This window comes from Marinobacter sp. ES-1, from assembly GCF_000475255.1.
Taxonomy (GTDB): Bacteria; Pseudomonadota; Gammaproteobacteria; order Pseudomonadales; family Oleiphilaceae; genus Marinobacter; species Marinobacter vinifirmus.
The window spans coordinates 12782-37173 of sequence record NZ_AXBV01000036.1 but is presented as its reverse complement, the minus strand read 5'-3'; the positions used below and the strand labels follow the sequence as shown (position 1 = coordinate 37173).

Genomic DNA, 24392 nt, shown 5'->3' with positions numbered 1-24392 from the left:
TTGTTATTGGATTATGCTCAGCCCAGAATACGAACAGCAGCATCTATGAGCCGCCGGACCCAGCGTGTATAGGGAGGAAAAAGCAGGTGGATGAGAGAATGCTTATCCTCCATCAGCGCCTTTTCATGGGAAAAAGCGCGGAAACCGTATTCACCGTGGGATGCCCCTATTCCAGAATTATTCACTCCGCCAAAAGGCAGGTCCGGATGCAGGAAGTGCACGACTGTAAGGTTAATCCCTGCAGCGCCGGAACTCGTTCGTTCGATAATATTTCTGGCAAAAGACTTGTTCTGGTCGAATACGTAAAGCGCCAGTGGCTTGGGGTTATCGTTGATTTTGTTGATAACTGAATCAATATCATCGAATTCAATAACCGGTAATATGGGGCCGAATAACTCCTCACGTGAGATATCCATGTCGCTGGACATATTTGCAATCAACGTCGGCGCAATGAAATTTTCTTCAGCATCTGTAATACCGCCTTCAAAGACGTTTGCGCCTTTGCTTTTGGCATCTTCTATCAGGCTTGACACGCGCTGGAAATGACGGGCATTTACAATCCGGCAATAGTCAGGCGTCGATTGCCGGGCTTCCGGCGTTTTCCCGTAGATGCGCCCGATTTGCTGTTTAAGTGCTTCATTGAATGGGGCTGCAATGCTTCTGTGTACAAAAACATGGTCCGGAGCGATGCAGGTCTGGCCATTATTGGCAAACTTCCCCCACACAATATACCGGGCAGCCTTCTTGATGTTGGCCTCTGGTCCCACAATGGTCGGGGATTTTCCCCCCAGTTCCAGTGTCACCGAGGAAAGGTTCCTGGCCGCAGCCTCCATGACCAGCTTGCCGACCGCAGGGCTGCCAGTGAAGAATATGTGGTCGAAGGGCAGGGCCAACAGTTTCTGGGCTACAGCGGCATCGCCTTCAATCACCGAAACAAGATCGGGGGGGAAGGTTTCGGCGACAATGTTGGCAATCACCTTTGAGGTGTGGGGTGTCATTTCCGAGGGTTTGATGATAGCTCCGTTCCCCGCAGCCAACGCTGAGACGAGAGGTCCGAGCGCAAGATTGAGAGGATAATTCCATGGCGCGATAATTAAACACACACCCTTTGGCTCTGGCCGAACATAAGACCTCGTACCCCAAACACCAATGGATGCAGCCACTCGCTTCGGACGCATCCATTTACGCAAGTGTTTTTTAGTGTGTCGAATTTCCTGAAGCACCGGCAGGAGTTCAGTTAATTTGACTTCTGGAGCGGGTTTTCGAAAGTCCGCCGCGCAAGCCGCAATGATGTTTGATTCGTAGCGTTTAATTGAATCCCGCAGCTGGTCGAGCTGCGCTATTCGAGCCTCTAAGGTAAAACTTCCGCGACGCGCAAGTTGTGCCCGCTTTAGGGCCGCGAACGTTGAATCAATCGTATCGCTGGTTGACACATTGGGCAGCCCAACCTCCGCCAGACTAGCAATCTGCATTATAAAATCACCTCTTTCCGAACGAGACTGTTGTTATTTTAAATCGGATTATTAGTCTTCATAGAGGACATAGTCCTCTTTTGTGGCACCACAGTCCGGACAGCACCAATCGTCTGGAATATCTTCAAAACGAGTGCCGGCAGGGAAGCCTTCGGCTTCATCTCCGAGAGCTTCATCGTAGATATGGCCGCAAGTGATGCAGACCCACTTCCGATAGGTATCTTTTTGAGTCGAGTCTTTGGGCGATTTTGAAGAGGTAGGCTTCGGTTTCGCTTTGGGCTTTGTTTTATTTTTAGCTGAAGGAGTAGATGCGTCCGTTGCTTTCTGCGATGCTCCCTCGGTCTTAGCTTGGCTGGCAGTACGGACCGCTATATTGGTTGCGGACACCGAAAGTTCCGAGTTCGCTTCTTGAAGCGCAACGAAGTCAACCTTATCCCTGACGGCACAGTCTGGACAGGACCAGTCTTCAGGAATTTTTTCCCAGGTCGTTCCTGCAGGAAAGCCTTCGTGCGGATCACCAACCACTTCGTCGTATACATAACCACAATCCGGGCATTGATGTTTAGCCATTTAAAGCACCTTTCAAACGATATTATTGTCTTTGTTTTGGTAGCGCCCGACGCGCACCCTCTTTCAGGTGCACGTCAGAGGCTCTTTTTCTGCAACGTAAATAAAGTAAACGACGTATATAAGTTCTAATTAGCCGATCATTTAGACGCTGCGGTATCGACTGATTCAGAATCAGTCCCACCAAATTTACGCACATAGAATTCACGCTTGCCGGGTTGAATCTGAATCTTATCGAGATCTCCTTTAGCCCAATCCAGCACCCGGTGGTCCATTATCGACCGAAACCATGAGGGAAACATTGCGGCCAGGAACATTCCGGGATATCCCGATGGTAAGGAAGGCAGGTCTTTGAAGTCGCGAAGCGATTGATAGGACCTTGTAGGATGGGCGTGATGGTCGGAATGCCTCTGCAGATGAAACAGAATCAGGTTCGACATGATATGGTTAGAGTTCCATGAGTGGTACGGTTGCTGACGCTCGTAACGTCCATCCGGCATCTTCTTGCGCAGCAGGCCATAATGCTCAATATAGTTGGCGCTGGTCAGCTGCCACCAGCCAAAGGCCATCTGGATGGGCAGGAAGATCAGCATTAACGGACCAAAAAACGCCAGCAATGCGGCATACAGCACGACCGTCAGAATCATCGGCTGAAGCACTTCGTTCTCCAGGCTCCAGACACTTTTGCCGCAACGGCTCAGGCGCTGCTCTTCCAGCGTCCATGCCCGCTTGAAAGCACCGGGAATTTCACGCAGTGAAAATGCGTAAATGGACTCGCCCATGCGGGATGTCGCCGGGTCCATCGGCGTTGCCACATCACGATGATGCCCCTTATTGTGCTCAATGAAGAAATGACCGTACCCGACCACGGCGAGAACCAGTTTGGCCATCCAGCGGTCAAACGCCTCTTTTTTATGGCCGAGTTCGTGGCCTGTGTTCAGAGCCAGGCCATTGATGATTCCCATGGAAAAGGCCAGTGCGACGAACTCGAAAACATTCATTGGATGCGTGGCCACCCACCAGCAACTGACAATCAGAGATGCGTAGTGAACGGGCACGGTCAGGTAGGTCAGCACCCGATAGTAACGGTCCTGCTCAAGCCGGGGCACAGCCGACTCGGGGGGGTTGGAAAAATCTTCTCCGAACATGGCATCAATCAAGGGAACGGCACCATACCAGAAGATTAACACCAGCCCGTACCAGATGCTCCATCCGGTCTGGGCGACCAGATAAAGGCTGATAAGGGGTGTCGCTGGCCACAGCACGGAAAGGACCCACAGGTGGCGCTTTCTGTCCACATAGTTTTCGGCACCAGGGTCCCTCTGAAGAGACTCTGTTAATACATTTTCTGACATTGACATCAGGATCACCTTATTGTTTTCAGATTCATCATCTTTTTACGTTTTGTTCTGCATCGCGTACACCGGACCACCAGGATGAGCGGGACGGTTGTGCACAGTGACAGGATTGGCTATAAACTGAGGTCAGACAACTACCCGAACGGGTAGGTTTGGGTCAGAGATCTGTCGATATGCGTCATGCCCTGGCGCGGGCGCGTTCCGGGGTGGCAAAGCAGGAGACTTGACTGTCATGACACGCCATAGCCTGGAAGATTGGTGCAGAAAGATGTCCGCCCGGATGTGGGGTCGTCAGCGTTTCATTACTCAAGGCTGTACAGACCGCCAGCGCCTGAGTGCTTCCGCGGTGCCTGGAGCAAAAGTCGTTCTGTACCGGGCTCCGCCGGGCTACGGAAAATCTGTACAGGTAGCCCTGGCAGCGAACATCCGCGATCCGGAACACGAGAGTGCCGTCTATATCAATAGACGATCGTACCCGGACGCACGGGATGTCACTGACAGCCTGTTTGCGGCGTTGGTTTTATATCAGCTTGAAGGACCTGAATCCCGGGGAGCGCTGAAAAGCGACACCGACACCATCGAAGCGCTTCGGGATGCCTTATTCAATGCAAAAAAGACCATAAGAATTTGCCTTGACGGGCCCGGTGAAGGGGCAGATAACGGGGATCTGATTGAGGATCTGATCTGCGAAACACCGGGCAATGTAAAATTTTTTATTGCGCCTGGCAGCACCGGGGCGTTGCCACGTTTGTCGCTGATGACGGGTGTTGTGACCTATGGTGCTGATGAGCTTGCCTTTACAGAAGAGGAGCTGGAGGAGCTTGGTGAGGTAACGGGTATAGATGGCCTCGAAGCAGGCAACATGATACAAGCCACCGGCGGATGGCCCGCACTCGTCAGACTGATGCGCCAAACCCCGAACCCGGACCTGCCTCCCGAATCCTGGCCGGAAACCCGCTCGTATTTCAGGGACAATCTCTTGTCCGTGCTACCCGATAATGCGCGAAGGTTTGTTTGCAACGCAGCGATGCTCGAGGAGATCAGCGCTGAATGCTATGACTATGTCTATAAAACGCAACAGGCTGATCAGGAAATTTCGTTTCTTAACGAAAAATTTGCACTTTTAGCCCCCACCTCCTCCTCCGGCAAGCGCCTGACCATGCACCCTGTGCTGAGAGAGTATTTGCGCAGTGTGTTTAGCGCCACTCAACGGGAGCGCCGTTCGTATGTACTGAAACGCGTTGCCTTCTGGCATTGGCGCAGGGGAGAGTACCTCCATTCAATCAACGTCGCCCTGGAAGCCAGTGACCATCGCTGGGCGCGCGTGGTCAGTGACAGCATTATTCTGGACGTGGCGCTCCGGCAAGGTGAAATTGAAGTGCTTCGCACATGGTTTGAAAAGGTGCCGGCCCGCACGATAAAAAAAATCGCTTCCTTAAGCATAGGCTATGCCTGGACTCTGTATTTCAGCCAGCAAGCGCGGCAGGCAGAGGAAATGCTGGCGAGTTCCCGCCATCCGATTTCCAGGGGGCTGGGCAGCCTTGATGAGGAAGGGTGGCGGGAACTGGTTAAGGCAATAGGTAAAGCCACACACGATGAATTGCCGGAGAGTCAGGCGCTCTGTGAAAAGTGGATTGACGCCTTTGGCGATCGCAACCTGGTGGGTAAAGGCGCGGCCCTTACATGCCAGGCATTCATTGCCTCCAGCGACCGCCGCTTTGAAGAGTTAGAAGAATTATTGCACAAGGCGGCTGTGGCCAATCAGTCATCCAATCAATTCTACGCGTTTATCTGGCTTAAAACGGCGGAAATTCAGACAGAATTGTTCAAAGGCGACATGGTCCGGGCAATGCACCTGTTGCGTCAGGCGAATAAAACCGCAGAAAAGATTGGCGTACCAAAAAGCTTTTTAAGCAAGATGCTTGGTGTTCTTGAGTTACAAATCCTGCTCGAACAGGATCATCACCAGGTTTCCCCGGAATCTGCACAGATATCCTTTGATTTCGCCTTGAATTATGGCGTTACCGACATTCTGTGTGGATGCACACAGGCATGCAGCCGTTTGCTGTACCACCAGGGGTTGCGGGACAGGGCCATGGCCCTGTTGGAGCAGGCTCGCCTGGCCGCCAGCGAGCGTGAGCTCCCGCGCCTCAATATCCTGACAAAAGTTCAGTTGGCTGAGTTCACCCTCCTGAACAACGAGGAATTGGAGCCACCCATACTCCCCGATGAATCCGAGCTGTCATTTCTGCCTAATCAAAACCGGGCCATTCAGGCGCGCATTGCTTTAGTGAAATCAATGTACAGGCTAAGGCTTGGGAAGCAGTTTGGTGTGGCCGGGAACTATGCCAGAGAGGCGCTTCAGGCTGCCAGCGCCATCTCCGATGCCAGAACCAGGGTCGCCGCCCAGTATTGCCAGGCCCTGGCAGCGTTTGCCCTGGGTTCCTCAAAACCGGCGAAGCGCCTGATTCTTGATGCCAACCTGCATGCGGAGCATCTGAATTGCCACTTTACACCGCTATGGATAAAAGAAGCGCTGCTTTCTCTGAGTCCCCTTGCCCGGAATCTCTTTGATGATCCGCCAGACACCGCTGAAGCGGCCACTACAAGGGACCCGGAAGTCCGGGCAGAAGACCTCAGCGCTCCACCAGTACCGGGACATACCGACTCCGTTATCACGGTCAGGCAGATTTCCATACTGAAGTGTATAAGCAGCGGAATGACCAACAAAGCGATCGCTGAGAGGCTTCTTGTGACTGAGGATGCTGTCAAATGGCATCTGAAAAGGATTTTCAGCGAACTTGAAGTAACCAGCCGGGTTCAGGCAGTCACTGAAGCGCGACTGCGCGGGCTTTTATAGTGAGTGAAAAGTAACCGGTGCTCTGCTGGTTGCAGAACCGGACTATTGGCAGGGGGCATCTTCCCGGGGTGATCTGTTTTCGGTTTCGACGGAAAAAGGGCCAGTCCGGAGACTGGCCCTGTGTCAGGTTTCATCACTTTTGCGTGTAGGGAGACACATACCTGAGCTGAAGTTCATTCGGTGCAACTTGTATTGTGAGCTCAGTATCTACGTCGATCACTGAGTTTACTACTCCATTAACAACCCCGCCCAATAGGCGGCAAAGAAGACCTGTTCCGATACTACAAATTGCAGACTCCTCTTCAAGCAAGCCCACCGTTGCCTCCCCCAAGAGCCTGGTTGACAGCACAATCGGCTCTACGTTTCGCTGTTCAATAACGATCCGCCCATCATCAAGGAACGTTATCGGGCCAGAGAGCTTCAGCCCGTTAATCGGATAGCTGCGCAGATTATCCTCAAGGCGGGTGTTCGCCAGTCCGCTCAGCCTAACGTTCAGATACGGTGCATCAAGGTAAACATCCAGCTCGGTCTCGAAGGTCAGCTGACCGTCTTTTTGTAGAATCACAGCATCAATCAGGCCGTCGCGGTTTTCGCCCTGGTAACGCATACGCAAGGCGAGGGGTCCGGTGTCAAACTCTTGAGAGGTCTGTAAATCACTGGTCGCAAGTACTGCGAGCAACTGACTGCTCAGATTGACCCAGATGTCGCTAGGCGTGGTAAGGAGTACCGACGGATGCAACTTCACAGGCACTCGCGTGCTGCCATCTTCGGCAACGGTTGGTTCACCCACTATCTCAACATCAAGGTTTGCTGTCAGAAAAATGAATTTTTTGAACTCATCGCAAGCTTCGGTGCCTACTTCACAGCCTATCTGCCCGTTATCCTCAAGCACCCCGCTACTGATCTCCGTGATGGCAAGCTTCATGGAATTTTCAGGAATTCCGCTGATGGCATCAGGCTCTTCCGGGTCCAGCTTCAGATTAGCATTCACATCCCTGCTCGGGAGATTTTTCAGCGGCAGAAGCACGGAGGTTTTGGTTATATCTCTGGCAACAAACCGGTTTTCAAGCGGTTGTCCGCCTGACGAAAGGTCCCCGAGGCTCCTTCCCGGGTCGGCGTACTGGCTCAGGAGCCTGCTGTACAGGGGGATACCCTGTTGATTGGTAATACCATCGGTCAGCACGTAACGGTAGTTTGTTCCTTGCTCCCACTTGTCGAGTGGTACGGCTCTCAGTTCACGACCATTGAGGAGGCTAAGACTATAACCTTCAACTGACTGCCAGCTGCCGTTCTCGTCCTGCTTTTCCACAACAACAGTTTCGCCGGCCACAATGGAGTCCGGATCGATATCCTGTGAGAAGCGCACGATAATAGGCTCGCTGGCCGGATGCTCGGTTATGGGCAGCAAATCATCCAGCGGGCGCTGTCCAAAATTCGCGGAAGCAGGGGTCTGGCTCGTGATGCCACCAAGACACCGCCCCTGTTTTCCGGGCTGGGCATCCAGGTCCGTCTTGGCGCATGGGTAACCAGGAAGGGTTGTAAGGGCAATCGGACCAACGTCAGCTGGCGGAACCTCCGCCGTTGGGTCGAGCCTGAAATTACGGCTTGTGCTGGCCATCGGATTACCCGACAGGTCAACAAGGCCGTCCATCGTAAGGGTATAATCGATGCCATGCGTTAACGGCTCGGTTGGCCGGATAACGAGAGCCGGACCGTCAAGCCGGGATTTAAAGGCAACCTCTGCCGATGTGGTGCCGTCATTGGCGATGAGGGTGATATTGTCCGGATTGATGGATGACGGAAGGAGAGGTTCCGAGAAATAGACAATCAAAGGGTCAGAAGGCCTCTGTATGTTGGAGTGTTCCCCGGGGACCCAGCTCTTGATGAAGGGCGCTGCGGTGTCCGCAAAGTCGGCCTGTAGCGGGGCATCTTCGACGTTGCGGAAGCCGTTCAGCTTGAAGGAAATCAGGCCTGAGGCTGTGTCAATGCCCATCACGTCCGGCTCAATAACGCCAACGGCTTCGATGCTCAGCTTGCCGTCCTCGACGATGGCGGTGCCCACGAGCTGCACGTGCATGAGCTGTTGGCCAAGGGCGCCGTTGGCAACCGTGTTCCCGGTATTCAGGGCCATATCGATGTAGAGCTCGAGCACCCGGGGTGCATCCACTGCATCGGTATAGGGGTTGGGCATCAGGAAACCATTGGCATCCGAGAGAAAGCGAACCTCGACGGCTTCGGATTCGAACCCGGCCGGCACGGCGCCGGCGACCTTGACGACCACGGAGCTTCCGGTGAGCAAGGTGCCCCGGTCGATCCTCAGGGGAATGCTCTGGCCGGCCGCTTCAAACCTGGGAATAAAACCCAGCTCCGCGAACACGGTGCCGGTGACACTGGTCGGGTTGTTCGGGCCCAGAAGAAGGGAGCTCAGGTTTACCGAGTTGTAATCGGCACCGGTCAGTGGCAATTGGCCCGGTATGCTTTCAGCTACCTGAGCCATGATCTGGCGCTTGCCCGTCGGAGAGCGGGAGTCGACCGGGTTGAAGGTCAGTGTGTGATCTTCGGACAGGGTGTCACCCAGCAGAGCGCTTTTTATGCCGCTGGTCACGGTCAGGTTATAGGTCTGGGCCGGATCCAGGTAGCCTTCCGGATCCACCGTGACCCGGTGGCCCTTGACGTACACTTCGGCATTCACCGGTTCACCGGCCTGGTCCGTCAGGCGGATGGTCTGGCCGTAAACCACCGATTGCGGGTCGACGGGCTCGGTAAACTGAAGCCGGAATGTCGTGAAATCCGTGACGGGGTAGTCGCTCCCTCCGTCCGGAATGGTCCGCGCCAGTTCAAATCCGGTACCTTCGGTCTGGCTCAGAAGCGGGCCGGATGTTGCCGGTGCTGTCTTGAATTTGATTCCGTCCGCGGTCAGGGACACTGGTGCGCCGCCAACCTGAAGTCCCTCTGCGGTCAGGGTGTAGCTGGTTCCCGGTGCAAGCGCCTTGTCCGGCTTTGCCGCAAGCCCCATCTTGTCTTCATCAGTGAACATCACGTCTGTGAGGGTAACCTCGTTCCCGGTGGCATCCCTCAGGATCAGAGAGTCAGGAATGTCGGTCAGCGGTGTGTCGATGGACTTGTTGAAACGCAGGAAGACAGGTGTTGTTGTGGGAACGGTGGACGTGACACCGGGCTGATCGCCGCCCGGGGGCGTACTGTCAGCCGGATAGGTAAATGTCAGCGATCCGGGTGTCGGAGCCCGGGTAACGGTCTGCTGGTCGCCGCTATCCCCGCAGCCTGCGAGTGCTGTGGTGACAATCAATGCAATAGTGGTTTTTTTCATGCCGTACCTCTTCAAAATCTCAGCGTAATTGAGCCGCTGAACACGTGAATATCGCCGTCTGCAGTAACGTCTTCTTCATTGCCATTGAAGTCGACAATGGTGAAGTCACGCTCTTGCAGCATCTGGTACTGGTAACCGAGGTCCACGCGAACGGGGTAGGCCAGAAGACGGGTCCGGTTGTAGGTGGCACTTAAGCCAAGCCCGACAGAAATCTTGTCTGTGTCCAGGTAGTTGATTTCCGGGTTTCGGGTGGTTTTCAGAGGGGATTCTTCATAGGCGACGCCGGCACGGAAGGTAAAATTGTCGTTCAGCATGTACTCGCCACCGAGGCGGGGAGTCAGGGTGTCCTCAAACTGCATACGGGCAGCGGGGGAAAGGCTGTTCTGATCCTTGATGGTGTCGCTGGTAAATTTATCTTCCAGGCCTGACCAGTTCTGTTGCTCTACACTGCCGCCAATACGCCAGCCGTCACCTTTATACTGGGTGCCGACGACCCAGATTTCCGGCTGAAAGGAGTCTATCGTGGTAACCGCAAGCGCAAGCCCCGGATCGGGAATCGTCTGGTCGACAATGACGTTTGCGTCGATACTGGTGGAAGCCGATGATTCTGCCCGGTAAGCAAGGGCCGTTTCCCAGCCGCTCAACCAACAGCCGCTTTCAGGGCAGAAAGTTTTGCCCCAGTCGATGGAGGTACTGAGAATCGACTTTACAGAGGGTTCGGCATTGACTGACAGGCGCTCACGTCGTGTCTCACCGGCCAGGTTCGATAACGTATCCAGCTTGGCTGTGGCTTCGAGGGTGACTCTTGCCGAGATTCCGGCGTCAATACCTCGCCAGATGTTGGTGGCACCACCGATATTGAGGAACAGGGGTTCCCTGCCATACTCCATGAACTGGCCGCTTTCTGATGTGTTTGAACTGAAGGCCAGCAGTTCCTTGCCATACTTCTCTACTCCCGCGATGAAGCCAAAGTAAATGGGGTGCTTAAAACGGGTCAAGGAAGAAAGATTTGTTTTCATGCCGATGAGCACATGCTGACTCGGTGAGTCGGCGAGTACGTCGCCATCCCGCAGGGGGCCATCCGCTCTCAGTTCCTGTTCTGCATGAAGCAGGCCTAGGGTCAGCTCTCCCCGGGGATCTTTTGTCAGATAAGCCGGGTTATAGTAAGTGGCAGACACCTGATCGTTGAACATAGACAGGGATTGCGCTGTAGCCACGTCGGCTGCCATTACCCCGTAGGTGGTGCCGATGTTGCCCATGCTGGCCTGAGTGGGAAAAGAACCCCCAGCGGACAGAATTGCGATTGCAAGGCAAGAGGTAGGGCCCTTAGTAAAAAGGGGAGTCTTAGGCATTAATATGCTCCGTTTTCTCGTTATTGTTGTCAGTACATCTATACAGCGCTTGTTGAGGCGGTCAGATGCTGTTCAGCAAAAAAGCTTAGTTAAACTGTTTTTTCGGAACATTGGCCCTCTTGACGCCACAGATCGTCTTTAACGCAGCCAGGCTTTTTCGTGAGAAAGGTTTTGAAAGGACGTCGCTCAAGTAGATTGCCGAAGCGCTGCTTGTCGAGCTGATGCGCCGGGGAGTCGACCTGGTTACCGCAGAGGTCGAGTCGGCTTACGCCAGCTCGGACGACCCGGTTGAGCGTTTGCGTCTTTGTATCAACGCACATCTGCGAGCCCTGTTGTTAGATTCGGATGCGGTTTACGTGCTGTTGTTTGAATGGCGGGCGCTGGGCCCGGAGGCTAGTAAGGAAATCATCGAACTGCGTGACCAGTACGAGTCCCTGTGGGCCGGTATCCTCGAAACAATGATTGCGCAGGGCGTGGTCCGGAAGAATGTTGACGGCCGCTTGCTTCGCCTGATCGGCCTTGGGGCGCTCAACTGGGTTGCAACCTGGTTCGACCTGAACGGGGCCCACTCACTCGACGCGATTGGTGATTTGATCTGGCAGATCGCTATGGACGGTGTCATCAATAAAGGTGTCCAGGCATGATCTGGATTCGCCGGCATGGACGTACCAGTCAAAGCAACAGCGCTACCGCCAGCAGTCGCTCTGGCAGTGTCCCAGCGATCAGATCGGCAGTCAGTCGGATCAGTTATCGCTGCTGTCCGACAGGTAGGCGCCGTCCTCGTCATGGACTTCCTGGCCGGTCACCGGCGGGTTGAAGGCGCAGATCAGGCGCATGTCCTCGGTGCCACCGTACAGGGTGTGCTTGTCGTGGTTGTCCAGGGCGTAGAGGGTACCGTCGGTAATCTCGTGAACTTCACCCGTGGCGAGGTCCTTGATGCGCCCGTTACCGGCAACGCAGTAAACGGCTTCCAGGTGGTGCTTGTACCAGAAAGTGTGCTCGGAGCCTGCCTTGATGATGGTTTCGTGGAAGGAAAATCCCATTCCGTCCTTCTTGAGCAGCAGGCGGCGGCTGGTCCACTGCTTGTCGCTGACTTCACGCTCGGTACCAATGATGTCCTGAACTTTAACGATTTTCATGGGCGTATCTCATGGTTGGTTGGTCAGAATCGGGTGAAACAACTTTATAGTATAAACATTAGGCATCTATATATTTCAAGTGGCCCTTTCCTCCTGCCACTGGTCATACCCCTCTAGCGCTTCCCGGCTGTCATTGCCCGGTGTGGCCCGCTCCGCACGCCGCGAGAGGCTTAACGTACGCTATTTTCCGTTTCGTGAGGTGGCCCCTTGACACGTGCGTCACCGACTCTGCTGAATCGCGTTCTGCGACGATGGCGGGTGACGCATGGCCTCGCTGGCCGGCAGCGCCGGAGGCGTGGACCTCCGGCGCATCATCAGCGCCGGAACAAGGGCGGCCAGGAAGATCGCGCCGACGATAAAGAAGCTGTCCCGGTACCCCAGCATGTTGCCCTGGCTGTAGATCACGCGGCCAAGATAGTTCATCGCCCCGGCCTGGCGTATCGCCTCCGGCACGCCAGCCTGTGCAAACAAGCCGGTTACTTCGTGCAGCATAGCGGTCGTTGCACTGTTGCCTGCATGCTGTGCCGCCGTGAAGCTGTCTACGTAGAGCTGAGATCGCCGCTCCAGAGCGATGGAGAGCAGGTTGACACCAAACGCCCCGCCGAGTTGGCGCACGAAGTTGATGGCGCCGGAGCCCTGACTGAGTAGCGTCATGGGGAGCGCCTTGAGGGCGCCGGCGTTCAGGCTCGGCATGATGAAACCAAGGCCGATACGCCCCAGCATGATCCACCAGGCGAACAGCCAGAACGAGGTATTGGTATCCACGTTGCTCATAAGAAACGATGACAACGCGAAAATCACAAGCCCAAACATGACCGTGGCATAGGCGGGTGTCCTGTCAGTCAGCCGCCCCGCGATGGGGAAGACCAGGGCCAGAATCAGCCCCGCCGGCATTAGCAGCAGGCCCGAGCGGGTCGGCGTGTAGCCCTGGATCGTCTGGACGAACAGCGGGATCAGGAAGGTCGAACCGAAGATGCCTGCTCCGAAAATGAAGGCCACGACGGAGGCGCCCGCATAGACCCGGTTCGTGAAGAGCTTGAGATTGAGCATGGGTGCGGACGTGCGCAGCTCCCAGACGATGAAGCCGATGCCCGCGACCAGGGCGATGGCGAAGTCGCGCAGGATGGGGTCGGAGATCCAGCCGTCACGCTGCCCGTTCGACAACCCGTTGAGCAGGGTCACGAGAAACACCGTCATCAGTCCAAAGCCGATCCAGTCGAATTTGCGCGGCGGACCGGAGGTTGCGCGCCCCGGCATCAAGATCGCGGCCATAAACAGGCCGATGAAGCAGAAGGGCACGGCCATGAAGAAGACATAGCGCCAGCTGAAGCTGTCGACCATGATGCCGCCAAGCGTCGGGCCAAGCGCCGGGGCCAGCACCACGCCGATGCCGTAAATTCCCATGGCCGACCCGCGTTTCTCCGGCGGAAAGACCTGGAAGATCGTCTGCATGGCGAGCGGCTGGAGGATGCCGGCCGCGCCGCCTTGTAAAACACGGGCCAGGATCAGCACGCCCTCGGCGGGGGCGAGCCCACCCATGATGGAGGCGGCGATAAAGATGGTTATCGCCAACATAAAGGTCGCGCGCTGGCCGAGGGTATCGACCATCCAGGCATTGAGCAGCATGGTCCCGGTCATCGCGGCGAGGAAGCCGGTGGAGAGAAGTTGCGCCTTGTCCTGGCCCATGCCGAAAGCGCCCATGATATCCGGCAGGGCTACATTGACGATGGTGGCGGTCAGGATAGTGGCGATCGTGCCCATCATGACCGTCGCTGTGACCAGCCAGCGATAGGACGGGCCGAAACGGGCGAATAGCCCCTCGATACTGTCCGGCCGGGGCGCGCTAGTCATCGGCTCTCGCCTCCAGCTCCACCATCATACCCGGCTTGAGTTCGCCGCCGTCCTGCTGCACCGCGATGCGCACTGGCAGGCGCTGGGTGATCTTGGTGAAATTGCCGCTCGGGTTGGGGTTGGGCAGCAGGGCGAACTCGCTGGTGGCGGACTGCCCGACGCGCGTGACCCTGCCCTCAAAGCGCCGCCCCGGCAGGGCATCGACAGTGATCATCACGCTCTTTCCCGGCCGGAAGAAGCGGATGTCGGTCTCCTTGACGTTCGCTTCGACACGCACCCGCTCGGGATCATGCACCATCAGCAGGCGTTGGCCGGGGGTGACATATTCGCCCTTGTCCACAAATACCCGGTCCACCACGCCGTCGAATGGCATGACGATGGTGCGATCTTCCAGGTCGAGTTCGGCCTGGGCTTTTTGTGCACGTAGCCGCTGCTCCTCCGGGCCGAGTTCGGCGAGCTGGGTGCGCAGCACCGTGAGTTCCCCGCGCGCGGCTTCAGCCTCGGCCAGGGCGGCGCGGGCATTTTCCAGGTCCGCCTGGGCGCTCAATGTCTGCTGCTTTGCCGTCTCCAGCGCCGCCCGCGTCTGGTCCAGGCGCGCACGGTTGATGGCACCGCTCGGCGCCAGCTTCTCCGCCCGGTCATTCTCCTGTCTGGCAAGATCGAGTTGCGCTGCCGCTGCTGCCAACCTGGCCTCTGCCGCCCTCACCGCTGCCTGTTTGGCGGTAATGCGGCTCTGTGTCTGACGGTCGGTGAGTGCGATGCGCGCTTCGATCTCCTCGCGGCGGCGGGCAATCCCGGCGAGTTGCGCGTCAAGCGCCTCGACACGGAGACGGCTTTCCCGGTCGTCGATCCGGATCAAAACCCTGCCTCTCTGCGCGGCATCGCCATCGGTCACTTCAAGTACCGTCACCCAACCGGGAACCCGGCTGCTCATGGCAACAATGTCGGCGGCGACACGGGCATCCGTCACAACGACATGGGTGAGCTGCTGATACAGCCACCAGCCGCCACCTCCGAGAACGATCAGCGTCGCCAGGATCGCGCCATACCATCGCCATGGCCGAGGGCGGGCAGGAGGTAAAGCCGTCTCTGACTCAGCCTCCCTCTTCTTGTCGGGGGCGGTGCGTAGATCGGTTTCCTGATCGTCGTCCTGGTGTTCCCGGTGGGTCATATGCTGGTTCACGCTCTAGCTCTCATCAGTTTTTGTCCACAGGCTGCATCGCCCTTGGGGTGCCGCCCAGCTTGTCGGCGATCTTCTCGAAGACCTTCAGACAGGTCGCCACCTCGGCATGGGACAGGTCGGATAAGATTTCCGCCCGCACCGCCGCTGTGGTAGCTTCGATCCGTTCCAGAACAGGGGCAGCCTCCGCACGCAGGTGAACCGATTTGGTGCGCCGGTCGGCGGCTTCCGTGCGGCGTTCGATCAGCCCCTCCGCTTCCAGCCGGTCCAGCGCGCGTACCAGGGTCGGCCCCCGCACCCCGACCGCCTCGGCCAATTCACGCTGGGTTGCCGCCTGGGGCAGGCGAGAGAGATGTAACAGGGTCAACCAGCGGGACTCGGTGAGGCCAAAGGTGGCCAGCCGCCGGTCGATTTCGGCGCGCCACAGCCGGGCGACCAGCCCGAGGCGAAGGCCGAATTGTTCCTGATCGTGAAGTGGCTTCGTCATCTCATTGCCTGCATCATTATGTAGCTGTACTATAATCAATAGATAGCTAAGTATCAAATGGCGAGGGATGTAGCCCCGAAGGCAGCACTGTCTAGAGCAGAGGACCGGGAAAGGCGTTCCATCCCGATCACAGAAAGGAGCACCACGATGTACAGGACGATCCTCCTAGCCTATGACGGCAGCCGGCAAGGCCGTGAGGCGCTGGACCAGGGGGCCGAGCTGGCTTCGCTTTGCCAGGCTCGTGTCTATCTCCTCGCCGTCGTCACCCATGAACTGGGTGTCGCGCTCGCTGAAGCGGCGGCACCCTCAGACCTGCCGGAGCGAGAATATCAGGAAGTGCGCCGCGTGCTGACGGAGGGCGCGGAAGCGCTGCGGCGGGCGGGGCTTTCCGTCGACACGCGCCTCGCTGCGGGCAACCCCGCCGAGGAGATCGGCCGAATGGCGCACGAGGTCGGCGCGGATCTGGTCGTGGTCGGTCACCGTGAACAGAGCGCGATGGCCCGGTGGTGGCACGGCTCCGTCGGCGCTTCGCTGCTCGCCCACGCGCCATGCAGCCTGCTGGTGGCCGTTGCGGACCGGTAGTTGTCAAGGAATATGTCGCAGGGTCTTCATCAAGGTCTTCGCCGGCTAGGCTGAGGAGAAAGCCCTTGATTCAGGTGTTAATCGGTTGGCGGCCACTGCTGCGCAGCATGTAACACGCGCAGTATTCGTACCGTCAAGGCATCCTCCTGGTACACGAGGATATAGTTCGACCAGGCGACGAGTTCCCGGGTCCCTTCAACCCGACCAGGGCGGCCTATTGTGGGGAACTCCGGCAGCTTTTCAGCTTTCATCTCGATATCATCTTTTACGCGCTGTGCTGCATCGGGATTGTCATCAGAGATGTAATCGACAATCCCTAGCAGATCGGTACGAGCCAGTTCCAGCCATTCCAGTTCAGGCACGGCGACGCTTTCTGTCGATCAACGCTTGTGCCTCATCCATTACCTGTTGATGAGGAACGGTAGGTCGGGCATCAGCCAGGGCCTCTTTCACTTTATCGCGGAACCAGGCGTCATGGGCTTCCGGATCAGCCGTTAACCCAACGGGCAATCCGCCCTCTTTGGTTACGCGGGTTAGAAGGATGCGGACGGCATCTGATACCGTCAAGCCGAAGCTGGCGAGCTTTTCCGCTGCATCAGCCTTCAGCTCGTCGTCCACACGAACGTGCAGCATTGAAGTGTGAGCCATGATGAATTCTCCGTTTGTCATGCGTAACTCTACTTTGTATCTCAAATGCGATACAGTCAAGCTGTAGATATTAGCAAAATCACTGCGTTTGGTCAGATGCCAGTATTTTATAGATTGTTGACCGGCCTATCTTTAACCTCCTGGCGATCTCCGTAGCCCCCACTCCCTGGCTGTGCAGGGCACGGACTCTATCCTTGTCCACCCTGGGTTTACGGCCAAACTTGACCCCTTTGGCCTTGGCCTCCAGGCGGCCCTCGTTGGTGCGTTCCAGTATGCGCTGACGCTCGGGCTTGGGCCACGGCCGACAGGATGGTGACTACCATCTTGCCCATGATCCCCTCGGTGCTGATCCCATCGTCGAGGAACCGGATAGCCACACCCATGTTGTCGAACTCTTTGATGAGCTGGCCCGGAGTTGCGTCAATACAAGATCGAATAGCACTGGGATGACATTATTCACATTGCCGGTTCGCTCAAACTGGGGACCGTGCAGGCCTCCGTGGGATGCGCTGGAAGCGTAACTGGAAGCGTTTTACCCCAAAGGCGGTGGGCCGGGGGCGCCCACCCATGGGCCTGGGACGAATGTTGCGGCTGTATGTTAGTGGCCCCAACAGTGCTTTGGCTTCTCGGACCAAGGCATCGAGGATGCGATTTACGACAATCAGGCGATCCGGCGTTTCGTTGGCATTGACCTTGGCCGGGAGTCAGCACCGGATGCGACCACCTTGCTCAAGTGTCGCCGATTGCTGGAGCGCGAAGGGCTCACCGGCAAGCTGTTTGAGGCGATCAACGCTCATCTGGCTGGGCAGGGGCTGATGCTACGCGAGGGCACCGTGGTGGACGCGACGCTGCTTGCCGCATCGCCGTCCACGAAAAACCGGGCCAGAAAACGCGATCCGGAAATGCACCAGGCTCGCAGCCTGCTTCACGGCGAAGAAACAGACGTTATGTACCTGTGCTGGGTTGTGTCAGCCAGCGGTTAAGCTAACATCCGGCACAAGCTGATTTTTCTTCTGCTGGCATTGAGCCTGCTGGGGTCCGGATTTGCAGCATTGCCAACACCTGGATCAGCCTGACCGCTGCCAATTGAGAAGACGCGATGAAAAGATATCCTTACGGTTTTTCAGCAGCCTGGGCGCTTACGCTGATGTTCGCGATGGCCAGCCCCACGGTGGCAGCTCAGGCTGCACCGGATGAACAGAAAGAAACCGTTAACTGTGCGTTGATCCGGGACGGCATCCAGCGACTTGCCTGCTATGACGCCCAGAATGACCCCATTGCCGCCAGAAAAGCGGCGGACGAAGACACGTTACAGCAGGCGGATGAGGAAGCCGCTATTCCGGTGGCTGATGATGCCCGGCGGGAGCAGATCGTCAGCGATGCTCTTGAGGACGACTCAGACACCGGTCTGATGACAGCCCTGGTGGATAATTACCTGACCGCGGAGAAGGCAATTTTTTCATTCACCGGCAGTTTTGTGACCCACCGCCCCAACTACATCCTGCCATTCACCTATGTGGACGACCCTAACCCAAGGCCCACCAGCCCGAGACTGGGCCCCGCCGGCTATGACTTCGCTCTGGAAGAGGAAGAGGCGAAATACCAGATCAGTTTCAAGATTCCACTGCTGACTGGCATTTTTGATGATCGAACCACCTTCTGGTTTGGCTATACCCAGCAGTCCTACTGGCAGGTGTACAACACCAAAGACTCCGCTCCCTTCCGTGAAACCAACTACGAGCCCGAGATTTTCTTCCGGCACCGGCTGGACTGGGATCTTGGGCCTGGCACTCTGAGTGCGGTGTCTCTGAGCTTCAATCACCAGTCTAACGGTCAATCAGAACCCCGGTCGCGCAGCTGGAACCGGATCATGGGCACCGCGGCTTACAGCTATGACCGCTGGCTGTTTATGGTTAACCCCTGGTTCCGGCTGCCGGAGAGTGGCAGCGATGACGACAACTCGGATATCGAGAAGTATCTCGGACATGGTAGTTACCACGCGGTTTACAAGCTGACAGAGGACCGCACGTTCTCGCTGAAGCTTTTGAACAATATGCGTTCTACCAATCGGACGTCGGTGGAGTTCGGGTACAGTTTCCCGATGGGGGATACGATGAAGGGCTTTTTCCAGTACTACAACGGGTATGGGGAGAGTCTGATTGATTATAACGAGCGTATCGAGCGGTTTGGCGTGGGGATTCTGCTGAATAACTGGTTCTAGTCGGAGTGTGCCCGGCGCAACTCCACGCTGCCATGCATCAGGTCCGTCAGGCCATGGTGCTGAGTGTTCGCCGGAAGCGGGTCAGGGCCAAGGCAAAAAGGGTACTCCCGATAACGGCGATGGCCAGGAATTGCGGCCACACGGTGGCGAGGCCCGCGCTACGATACAGAATGGCCTGGGCCAGCATTACAAAGTGGGTGTTGGGCGCGGCGAGCATGATGTACTGGACGGCCTCCGGCATGCTCTCGCGCGGCGTCGAGCCCCCGGAGAGCATCTGCAGCGGCAGCAGCACCAGCATCAGCAGCAAGGCAAACTGCGGCATGGACCGGGCGACGGTGCCCAGGAAGATGCCCATCGAGGTGGTCGCGAACAAATGCAGCGCAGTCCCGACCAGGAACAACGCGAGCGAGCCTTCGATGGGCACGGACAGCCAACCCTGCACCACCGCAGTCAGTGCGAAGGCGGTGGCGGCAAGGACGACCAGCGCCATCGCCCATACCTTGCTGCTCATGATCTCGAAAGGCGTGACCGGCATGACCAGCAGATGCTCGACGGTGCCGTGCTCGCGCTCACGGATGAGCGCCGCGCCGGTGAGGACGATGGAGAGCATGGTCACGTTATTGATGACCTGCATGATGGCGCCGAACCACGACTTGTTGAGCTGGGGATTGAAGCGCATCCGCAGCGCCAGATCGACCGGCAACTCCGGAACCTCGCGATAACGCTGCGCGAAGGCGCGCACCTCGTCGGTGACGATGGTCTGGATATAGCCGCTGCCGGTAAATGCCTGGCTCATGCGCGTGGCATCGACGTTGAGCTGGACCGTGGGCCGCTGCCCTGCCAGCAGGTCACGCTGGAAGTTGGGCGGGATGTCAAGAGCGAAGGTGTCGAGGCCGGCATCCATGCGGGCGTCCATCTCGGCCTGCTCGATCACCTCGGGGAGAACAAAGTACGGCGGGTAAAAGGCGCTGACGATGCGCCAGGACAGCGGCGAGCGATCCTCATTCACCACCGCGATCGGCGCCTTGTTGAGGGTCTCCGGCATGGCCGTGGCCGCCGTGTAGACGGAAACGGTGAAGGCGTAGACGATCAGCACCAGCATGATCGGGTCGCGGACAAGGCTGCGCAGCTCCTTGACACCGAGATGGCAAATATTGGCAAGGCGCATAGACTATCGCTCCTGCTTCTTGAGCAGCGCGGCGGACAGCCCGATCAGGACCGGCACGGCCAGCGCCAGTGGGAGAAAGGCGCCATGCAGGTCGGAGAAGTTGAGGGCCTTCGAGAAGGTGCCGCGCGCGATCGTCAGGAAATGCGTGGTCGGATAGACCTCGCCGATCAGCCGGCCCATCCCTTCCAGGGACGAGACCGGGTCGATCATGCCGGAGAAGTTCGCCGCCGGCAGGATGGTGAGCACTGCCGTGCCGAAGATCGCCGCGATCTGGCTGCGCATGAAGGTGGAGATCAGCAGCCCCACGGCCGTGGCGGCACCAATATAGAGCAGCGCACCCACCGCCAACGTCAGGAAGCTGCCCTTCAGCGGCACGCCGAAGACGGTCACCGCGAGCAGCGTGAGCAGCAGGAAGCTCAGGAAGGACAGGACCACGTAAGGGAACTGCTTGCCGAGCAGGAACTCGAGCCGCGTAGTGGGCGTGACGTAGAAGTTGGTGATCGAGCCGAGCTCCTTCTCGCGCACCACGCTGAGCGCCGCGAGCATGGCCGGGATCAGCATGAGCAGCAGCGGGATCACCGCCGGTACCATTGCCACCAGGCTCTTGACGTCCGGGTTATAGCGGAACCGGGTCTCGATATTGACGAGCCCCGCCAAAGCCTCGCCGTAGCCGGCCTCGCGCGCCTTGGTCGCCAGCCAGTGGGCATGAATCCCCTGCACATAGCCGCGGACGGTCTCGCCCCGTGTCGGCATGGCGCCGTCGATCCAGGCGCCGATCTCGACCCGCCGGCCCCGGGCGATGTCGCGCGCGAAGCCCGGCGGGATCTCGATCGCCAGACTGATGTCGCCTTCGCGCATTCGCCGGTCAAGATCGGCATAATCGGTGATCGGCGGCCGCTCGACGAAGTACCGGGAGCCGGTGAGGTTGAGCGTATAGTCGCGGCTGACGGTGGTCTGGTCGCGATCCAGCACCGCGAAGGTGAGATCCTCGACATCGAGGCTGATCCCATAGCCCATCACGAACATGAGGATGACGCTGCCGAGCAGCGCCAGCGTCAGCCGGATGGGATCGCGGCGCAGCTCCAACCCTTCGCGCCGGGCGTGGCTGATCATGCGCCGGGGATCGAACATGCGCCGCCAGCCCTGGGGTTCGCCATGGCCTGCCGACGCGTTAACCGTATCGAGCGACGCTGTTTGCTCCTCTCCGCCTTCGCCCTCCCCCGACGCCTCCTCCAGATGCGCGACGAATGCCTCTTCCAGGGTCTCTGCGCCCCGCTGCTGCACGATATTCGCCGGCGTGTCGGTGACCAGCACCCGGCCCGCATGCATCAGCGAGATGCGGTCGCAGCGCTCGGCCTCGTTCATGAAGTGAGTGGAGATGAAGATGGTCACGCCGTCGCGGCGCGACAGCTCGACCAGCCTGCGCCAGAAGGCGTCGCGCGCCACCGGGTCGACACCTGAGGTAGGCTCGTCGAGGATCAGCATCTCGGGCTTGTGGATCATGGCCACCGCCAGCGACAGGCGCTGGCGGTGGCCGAGGGGCAGCTGGCCCGGCAGGCTGTCGATCACAGCCGAAAGATCGAAGCGTTCAACCATGTCGTCCACGCGCCCTGAAACCTCGGCAACGGGCACGTGAAACAGCCGGGCATGCAACTCCAGATTCTGCCGCACCGTCAGCTCGGTATAGAGCGAGAAAAACTGGGACATGTAGCCGACGCGGCGACGAGTCGCGAGGTCGTGCGGGTCCACCTCGTGTCCGAACAGCCAGGCCCGGCCTTCGCTCGGCGGCAGGAGGCCAGTCAGCATCTTCATGGTCGTGGTTTTGCCGCAGCCGTTGGAGCCGAGAAAACCGAAGATCTCACCCCGTGGGACACGCAGGTTCACATGATCGACCGCGGTGAACTCGCCGAAGCGCATGGTCAGGTCCCGGGCCTCGATGGCGGCATCGCCATCGTCTTCCGGCCGCGGCGGAATCTCGACCGCCCGATAATCCCGGCGCTTGTCTTCCGGCAGCAGCCGGATGAAGGCTGCCTCCAGCGACTCCGCCCCCGTGCTGTGCAGCAGGCCTTCGGGCGTATCGCTGGCCAGCACCCGCCCATCGTCCATCGCCGCCAGCCAGTCGAAACGCGCCGCCTCCTCCATATAGGCCGTGGCCACCAGCACGCTCATGCCCGGCCGGGAACGACGGATGCCGGCGATCAACCCCCAGAACTGGCGTCGTGAGAGGGGGTCGACACCGGTGGTCGGCTCGTCGAGGATGAGCAGGTCCGGGTCGTGGATCAGCGCGCAGCAGAGGCCGAGCTTCTGCTTCATCCCCCCGGACAGCTTGCCCGCCGCCCGATCGAGAAACGGCTTGAGCCCGGTGGCCCCGGTCAGCGCCTCGATGCGGCGCTCCCGTTCGCCGCCGTCATGCCCGAACAGGCGCCCGAAGAAGTCGAGGTTCTCGAATACCGTGAGTGTCGGATAGAGGTTCCGTCCCAGGCCCTGCGGCATGTAGGCGATACGCGGGCCGACTCGGCGGCGATGGCGCGCATCGGCCATATCGCCGCCGAGCACTGCGACCTGTCCCGTCTGGACCGCGCGGGCGCCTGCGATCAGCGCCAACAGACTTGACTTGCCGACCCCGTCCGGGCCGATCAACCCGGCCATGCAGTTCGCCGGGATGTCGATAGTGACCTCGTCGAGGGCACGCGCCTTGCCGTAGCGCAGGGACACATTCCGCAGGCGGGCAACCGGCGCGGCAGCCCCCCCGCCATCCTCGATCTGTGCATGCTCCCCCCGGCTCATTGCGGCAGTCTCGTCTGCAGTTCAGGCGGCCAATCCACCCGCGGGTCGAGCCGCACATAGGCCATGCCCGGCAGGCCGGTCTTGACCTGGAGGAGGTGCTCTCTGAGCAGGTCCGGGGCAATCCGCGCCTTGATGCGGAACATCAGCTTCTGGCGCTCTTCTTGCGTCTCCACCGTCTTGGGCGTGAACTGTGCGACGTCCGCGACGAAGGAGATTTCGACCGGGACCACGTATTGTGGAGCGGCGTCGAGCACGAGCCGCGCCTCGGCCCCGAGCGCGACCCGCCCGGCCTGTTCCGTCGGCAGGAAGAAGGTCATGTACACATCGGTGAGATCGACCATGTTCAGCACCACGCCGCCCGGGGAGAGAACCTCGCCGGGCTGAGCGACGCGGTACTGGACGCGCCCGTCACGCGGCGATTTCAGCACGCTGTCGTCGATATCCGCCTGAATGCGCTGGAGGGTGGCCCGCGCCGCTTCCACCGAGGCCTCCGCGGCAATGACATCCGACCTGGCCCGCCCTATGGCGGCTTGCGCGGCCGCCGCCTGCGCCTCCGCGGCACCGACCGCAGCCTTCGCCGCCGCGGCCGCGGCACGGTCGTCATCGAGCTGCGCCTCGGAGGCGGCATTTTTTGAGGCGAGCTCCCGGGTACGGACAAGCCGTTTTTGCGCGGCGTCGAGCTCGGCCTTCCTCTGGGCTATAAACGCCTCGGCGGCCTGCCTCTCGGCCTCGCGCTGGGTCACCAGGCTTTGCGCGGTCTCGATGCCGATGAGCGCCCGTTGCAACTGCGCCTCGGCCTCCCGGAGCTGCGCTTCCAGGACGGCCGTGTCCATTTTCGCCAAGACCTGGCCGGCGCGGACGAAGTCGCCCTCGTTGACCAGGATCTCCCGGATCCGGCCTGCGGTCCTGGCCGCGATATCGATCTCAACCGCCTCGATCCGACCGTTTCCGGCGGCGAATCCGTCGGGCAAGTCCTGCGGTTGAAAATGCCACCCGGCCCAAACGCCCAGCCCAATGACAATCGCAGCGGGGACGCCTCGAATACCTGCTTTCATGAACTTTTTCACGTCTTGGATTGCTCCACGCCAGTTGGCTCACTCATTCTTGATCATTGAATTGAGACTGAGCGAGATCTTTGTAGACCCACATCTGAAGCTGTACCTTACGCACGAACCACAGCAATTAGGCTGACCCACATCATTTTTGTCGACAAACAAATATCCGGGCGAGATTCCCAGTTTCCCTATTATCCCAGTTTATAATCATGGGTAGTAACTACGCGGACTGCTCAGAGATAGAGTTTCTATCCATGGGTAGTAAAATGGGTAGTATTGAGCGGCGATGGCTGTGAAAAATACACCAAGCAACTGTTTATAAATGCTTTTTAATTTT

18 protein-coding genes and 2 pseudogenes are annotated in these 24392 nt (G+C 58.4%); 5 read left to right on the top strand and 15 right to left on the bottom strand.

Annotation, left to right across the window (positions count from 1 at the left end):
• Positions 1-17 precede the first annotated feature (17 nt).
• The 3 genes from Q668_RS06575 to Q668_RS06565 form a co-directional block, all read right to left on the bottom strand.
• Positions 18-1472, bottom strand: coding sequence for an aldehyde dehydrogenase family protein (locus Q668_RS06575; RefSeq protein WP_036219379.1), 1455 nt, complete (start codon positions 1470-1472; stop codon positions 18-20).
• 51 nt (positions 1473-1523) lie between these two features.
• Positions 1524-2042, bottom strand: a complete 519-nt coding sequence (locus Q668_RS17755) for a rubredoxin (protein ID WP_011784149.1) — start codon at positions 2040-2042, stop codon at positions 1524-1526.
• A gap of 137 nt (positions 2043-2179) precedes the next feature.
• A complete protein-coding gene (locus Q668_RS06565) occupies positions 2180-3400 on the bottom strand; it encodes an alkane 1-monooxygenase (protein WP_200861344.1) in 1221 nt (406 codons plus the stop codon).
• A gap of 229 nt (positions 3401-3629) precedes the next feature.
• Between Q668_RS06565 and Q668_RS06560 the strand changes: the two genes are divergently transcribed.
• Positions 3630-6257, top strand: a complete 2628-nt coding sequence (locus tag Q668_RS06560) for a response regulator transcription factor (protein ID WP_022988818.1) — start codon at positions 3630-3632, stop codon at positions 6255-6257.
• Positions 6258-6390: 133 nt separating this feature from the next.
• Here Q668_RS06560 and Q668_RS06555 read toward each other — a convergent pair whose 3' ends face one another.
• Both Q668_RS06555 and aupA read right to left on the bottom strand, forming a co-directional pair.
• Entirely contained in the window at positions 6391-9585 is a 3195-nt protein-coding gene (locus Q668_RS06555) for an Ig-like domain-containing protein (protein ID WP_022988817.1), read from the bottom strand.
• Between the two features lie 11 nt (positions 9586-9596).
• Positions 9597-10937 carry an alkane uptake protein AupA gene (gene aupA, locus Q668_RS06550; protein WP_036219378.1) on the bottom strand — a complete coding sequence of 447 codons (1341 nt, stop codon included), beginning with the start codon at positions 10935-10937 and terminating at the stop codon, positions 9597-9599.
• 221 nt (positions 10938-11158) lie between these two features.
• Here aupA and Q668_RS06545 point away from each other — a divergent pair, with 221 nt between their 5' ends.
• The gene (locus tag Q668_RS06545) at positions 11159-11581 is read left to right on the top strand and encodes a TetR/AcrR family transcriptional regulator C-terminal domain-containing protein (RefSeq protein WP_022988815.1); all 423 of its coding nucleotides are present in this window, start codon (positions 11159-11161) and stop codon (positions 11579-11581) included.
• Between the two features lie 99 nt (positions 11582-11680).
• Here Q668_RS06545 and Q668_RS06540 read toward each other — a convergent pair whose 3' ends face one another.
• The 4 genes from Q668_RS06540 to slyA all read right to left on the bottom strand — a co-directional run bounded on the left by Q668_RS06540 (position 11681) and on the right by slyA (position 15594).
• A complete protein-coding gene (locus Q668_RS06540; RefSeq protein WP_011784156.1) occupies positions 11681-12076 on the bottom strand; it encodes an ectoine synthase in 396 nt (131 codons plus the stop codon).
• Positions 12077-12295: 219 nt separating this feature from the next.
• Entirely contained in the window at positions 12296-13927 is a 1632-nt protein-coding gene (locus Q668_RS06535) for a DHA2 family efflux MFS transporter permease subunit (protein ID WP_011784157.1), read from the bottom strand.
• Entirely contained in the window at positions 13920-15110 is a 1191-nt protein-coding gene (locus Q668_RS06530) for an HlyD family secretion protein (RefSeq protein ID WP_198324799.1), read from the bottom strand. The genes Q668_RS06535 and Q668_RS06530 overlap by 8 nt, the downstream gene beginning before the upstream one ends.
• Before the next feature lie 13 nt (positions 15111-15123).
• Positions 15124-15594, bottom strand: a complete 471-nt coding sequence (gene slyA / locus Q668_RS06525; protein ID WP_011784159.1) for a transcriptional regulator SlyA — start codon at positions 15592-15594, stop codon at positions 15124-15126.
• Between the two features lie 147 nt (positions 15595-15741).
• Between slyA and Q668_RS06520 the strand changes: the two genes are divergently transcribed.
• Entirely contained in the window at positions 15742-16176 is a 435-nt protein-coding gene (locus Q668_RS06520) for a universal stress protein (RefSeq protein ID WP_011784160.1), read from the top strand.
• Positions 16177-16253: 77 nt separating this feature from the next.
• On the opposite strand, the gene Q668_RS06515 is transcribed toward Q668_RS06520, so the two are convergent.
• From Q668_RS06515 to Q668_RS16805, 3 genes and pseudogenes are all read right to left on the bottom strand, one after another.
• Complete coding sequence (locus Q668_RS06515; RefSeq protein WP_011784161.1) at positions 16254-16538, bottom strand: type II toxin-antitoxin system RelE/ParE family toxin; 285 nt, start codon at positions 16536-16538, stop codon at positions 16254-16256.
• Entirely contained in the window at positions 16531-16824 is a 294-nt protein-coding gene (locus Q668_RS06510; RefSeq protein WP_011784162.1) for a type II toxin-antitoxin system RelB/DinJ family antitoxin, read from the bottom strand. Before Q668_RS06510 ends, Q668_RS06515 begins: the two co-directional genes overlap by 8 nt.
• Before the next feature lie 79 nt (positions 16825-16903).
• Positions 16904-17231: pseudogene (locus Q668_RS16805) on the bottom strand (helix-turn-helix domain-containing protein); the annotation flags it as partial.
• Positions 17232-17328: 97 nt separating this feature from the next.
• Here Q668_RS16805 and Q668_RS06505 point away from each other — a divergent pair.
• Positions 17329-17741, top strand: a pseudogene (locus Q668_RS06505) (transposase); the annotation flags it as partial.
• A gap of 230 nt (positions 17742-17971) precedes the next feature.
• On the top strand, positions 17972-19045 hold the full coding sequence (locus Q668_RS06500) for a phospholipase A (protein WP_036149235.1): 1074 nt from the start codon (positions 17972-17974) through the stop codon (positions 19043-19045).
• A gap of 46 nt (positions 19046-19091) precedes the next feature.
• Here the strand turns inward: Q668_RS06500 and Q668_RS06495 are convergent, their stop codons facing one another.
• From Q668_RS06495 to Q668_RS06485, 3 genes are read right to left on the bottom strand one after another with little or no spacing between them, the layout of a single operon-like run.
• On the bottom strand, positions 19092-20213 hold the full coding sequence (locus Q668_RS06495) for an ABC transporter permease (RefSeq protein ID WP_011784164.1): 1122 nt from the start codon (positions 20211-20213) through the stop codon (positions 19092-19094).
• Positions 20214-20216: 3 nt separating this feature from the next.
• Positions 20217-23000 (bottom strand): ribosome-associated ATPase/putative transporter RbbA, encoded by a 2784-nt coding sequence (gene rbbA / locus Q668_RS06490; protein ID WP_022988812.1) that lies wholly within the window; start codon positions 22998-23000, stop codon positions 20217-20219.
• Entirely contained in the window at positions 22997-24055 is a 1059-nt protein-coding gene (locus Q668_RS06485) for an HlyD family secretion protein (protein ID WP_011784165.1), read from the bottom strand. The genes rbbA and Q668_RS06485 overlap by 4 nt, the downstream gene beginning before the upstream one ends.
• Between the last annotated feature and the right edge of the window lie 337 nt (positions 24056-24392).

Bases quoted from the DNA above. Each gene is read 5' to 3' on its own strand.
- Q668_RS06555 (WP_022988817.1), bottom strand. From the start codon at position 9,585: ATGAAAAAAACCACTATTGCATTGATTGTCACCACAGCACTCGCAGGC.
- Q668_RS06495 (WP_011784164.1), bottom strand. From the start codon at position 20,213: ATGCGCCTTGCCAATATTTGCCATCTCGGTGTCAAGGAGCTGCGCAGC.
- Q668_RS06545 (WP_022988815.1), top strand. From the start codon at position 11,159: ATGCGCCGGGGAGTCGACCTGGTTACCGCAGAGGTCGAGTCGGCTTAC.
- Q668_RS06560 (WP_022988818.1), top strand. From the start codon at position 3,630: ATGACACGCCATAGCCTGGAAGATTGGTGCAGAAAGATGTCCGCCCGG.
- Q668_RS06540 (WP_011784156.1), bottom strand. From the start codon at position 12,076: ATGAAAATCGTTAAAGTTCAGGACATCATTGGTACCGAGCGTGAAGTC.
- aupA (WP_036219378.1), bottom strand. From the start codon at position 10,937: ATGCCTAAGACTCCCCTTTTTACTAAGGGCCCTACCTCTTGCCTTGCA.
- rbbA (WP_022988812.1), bottom strand. From the start codon at position 23,000: ATGAGCCGGGGGGAGCATGCACAGATCGAGGATGGCGGGGGGGCTGCC.
- Q668_RS06565 (WP_200861344.1), bottom strand. From the start codon at position 3,400: ATGTCAATGTCAGAAAATGTATTAACAGAGTCTCTTCAGAGGGACCCT.
- Q668_RS06520 (WP_011784160.1), top strand. From the start codon at position 15,742: ATGTACAGGACGATCCTCCTAGCCTATGACGGCAGCCGGCAAGGCCGT.
- Q668_RS06535 (WP_011784157.1), bottom strand. From the start codon at position 13,927: ATGACTAGCGCGCCCCGGCCGGACAGTATCGAGGGGCTATTCGCCCGT.
- Q668_RS06575 (WP_036219379.1), bottom strand. From the start codon at position 1,472: ATGCAGATTGCTAGTCTGGCGGAGGTTGGGCTGCCCAATGTGTCAACC.
- Q668_RS06485 (WP_011784165.1), bottom strand. From the start codon at position 24,055: ATGAAAGCAGGTATTCGAGGCGTCCCCGCTGCGATTGTCATTGGGCTG.
- Q668_RS06510 (WP_011784162.1), bottom strand. From the start codon at position 16,824: ATGGCTCACACTTCAATGCTGCACGTTCGTGTGGACGACGAGCTGAAG.
- slyA (WP_011784159.1), bottom strand. From the start codon at position 15,594: ATGACGAAGCCACTTCACGATCAGGAACAATTCGGCCTTCGCCTCGGG.
- Q668_RS06500 (WP_036149235.1), top strand. From the start codon at position 17,972: ATGTTCGCGATGGCCAGCCCCACGGTGGCAGCTCAGGCTGCACCGGAT.
- Q668_RS17755 (WP_011784149.1), bottom strand. From the start codon at position 2,042: ATGGCTAAACATCAATGCCCGGATTGTGGTTATGTATACGACGAAGTG.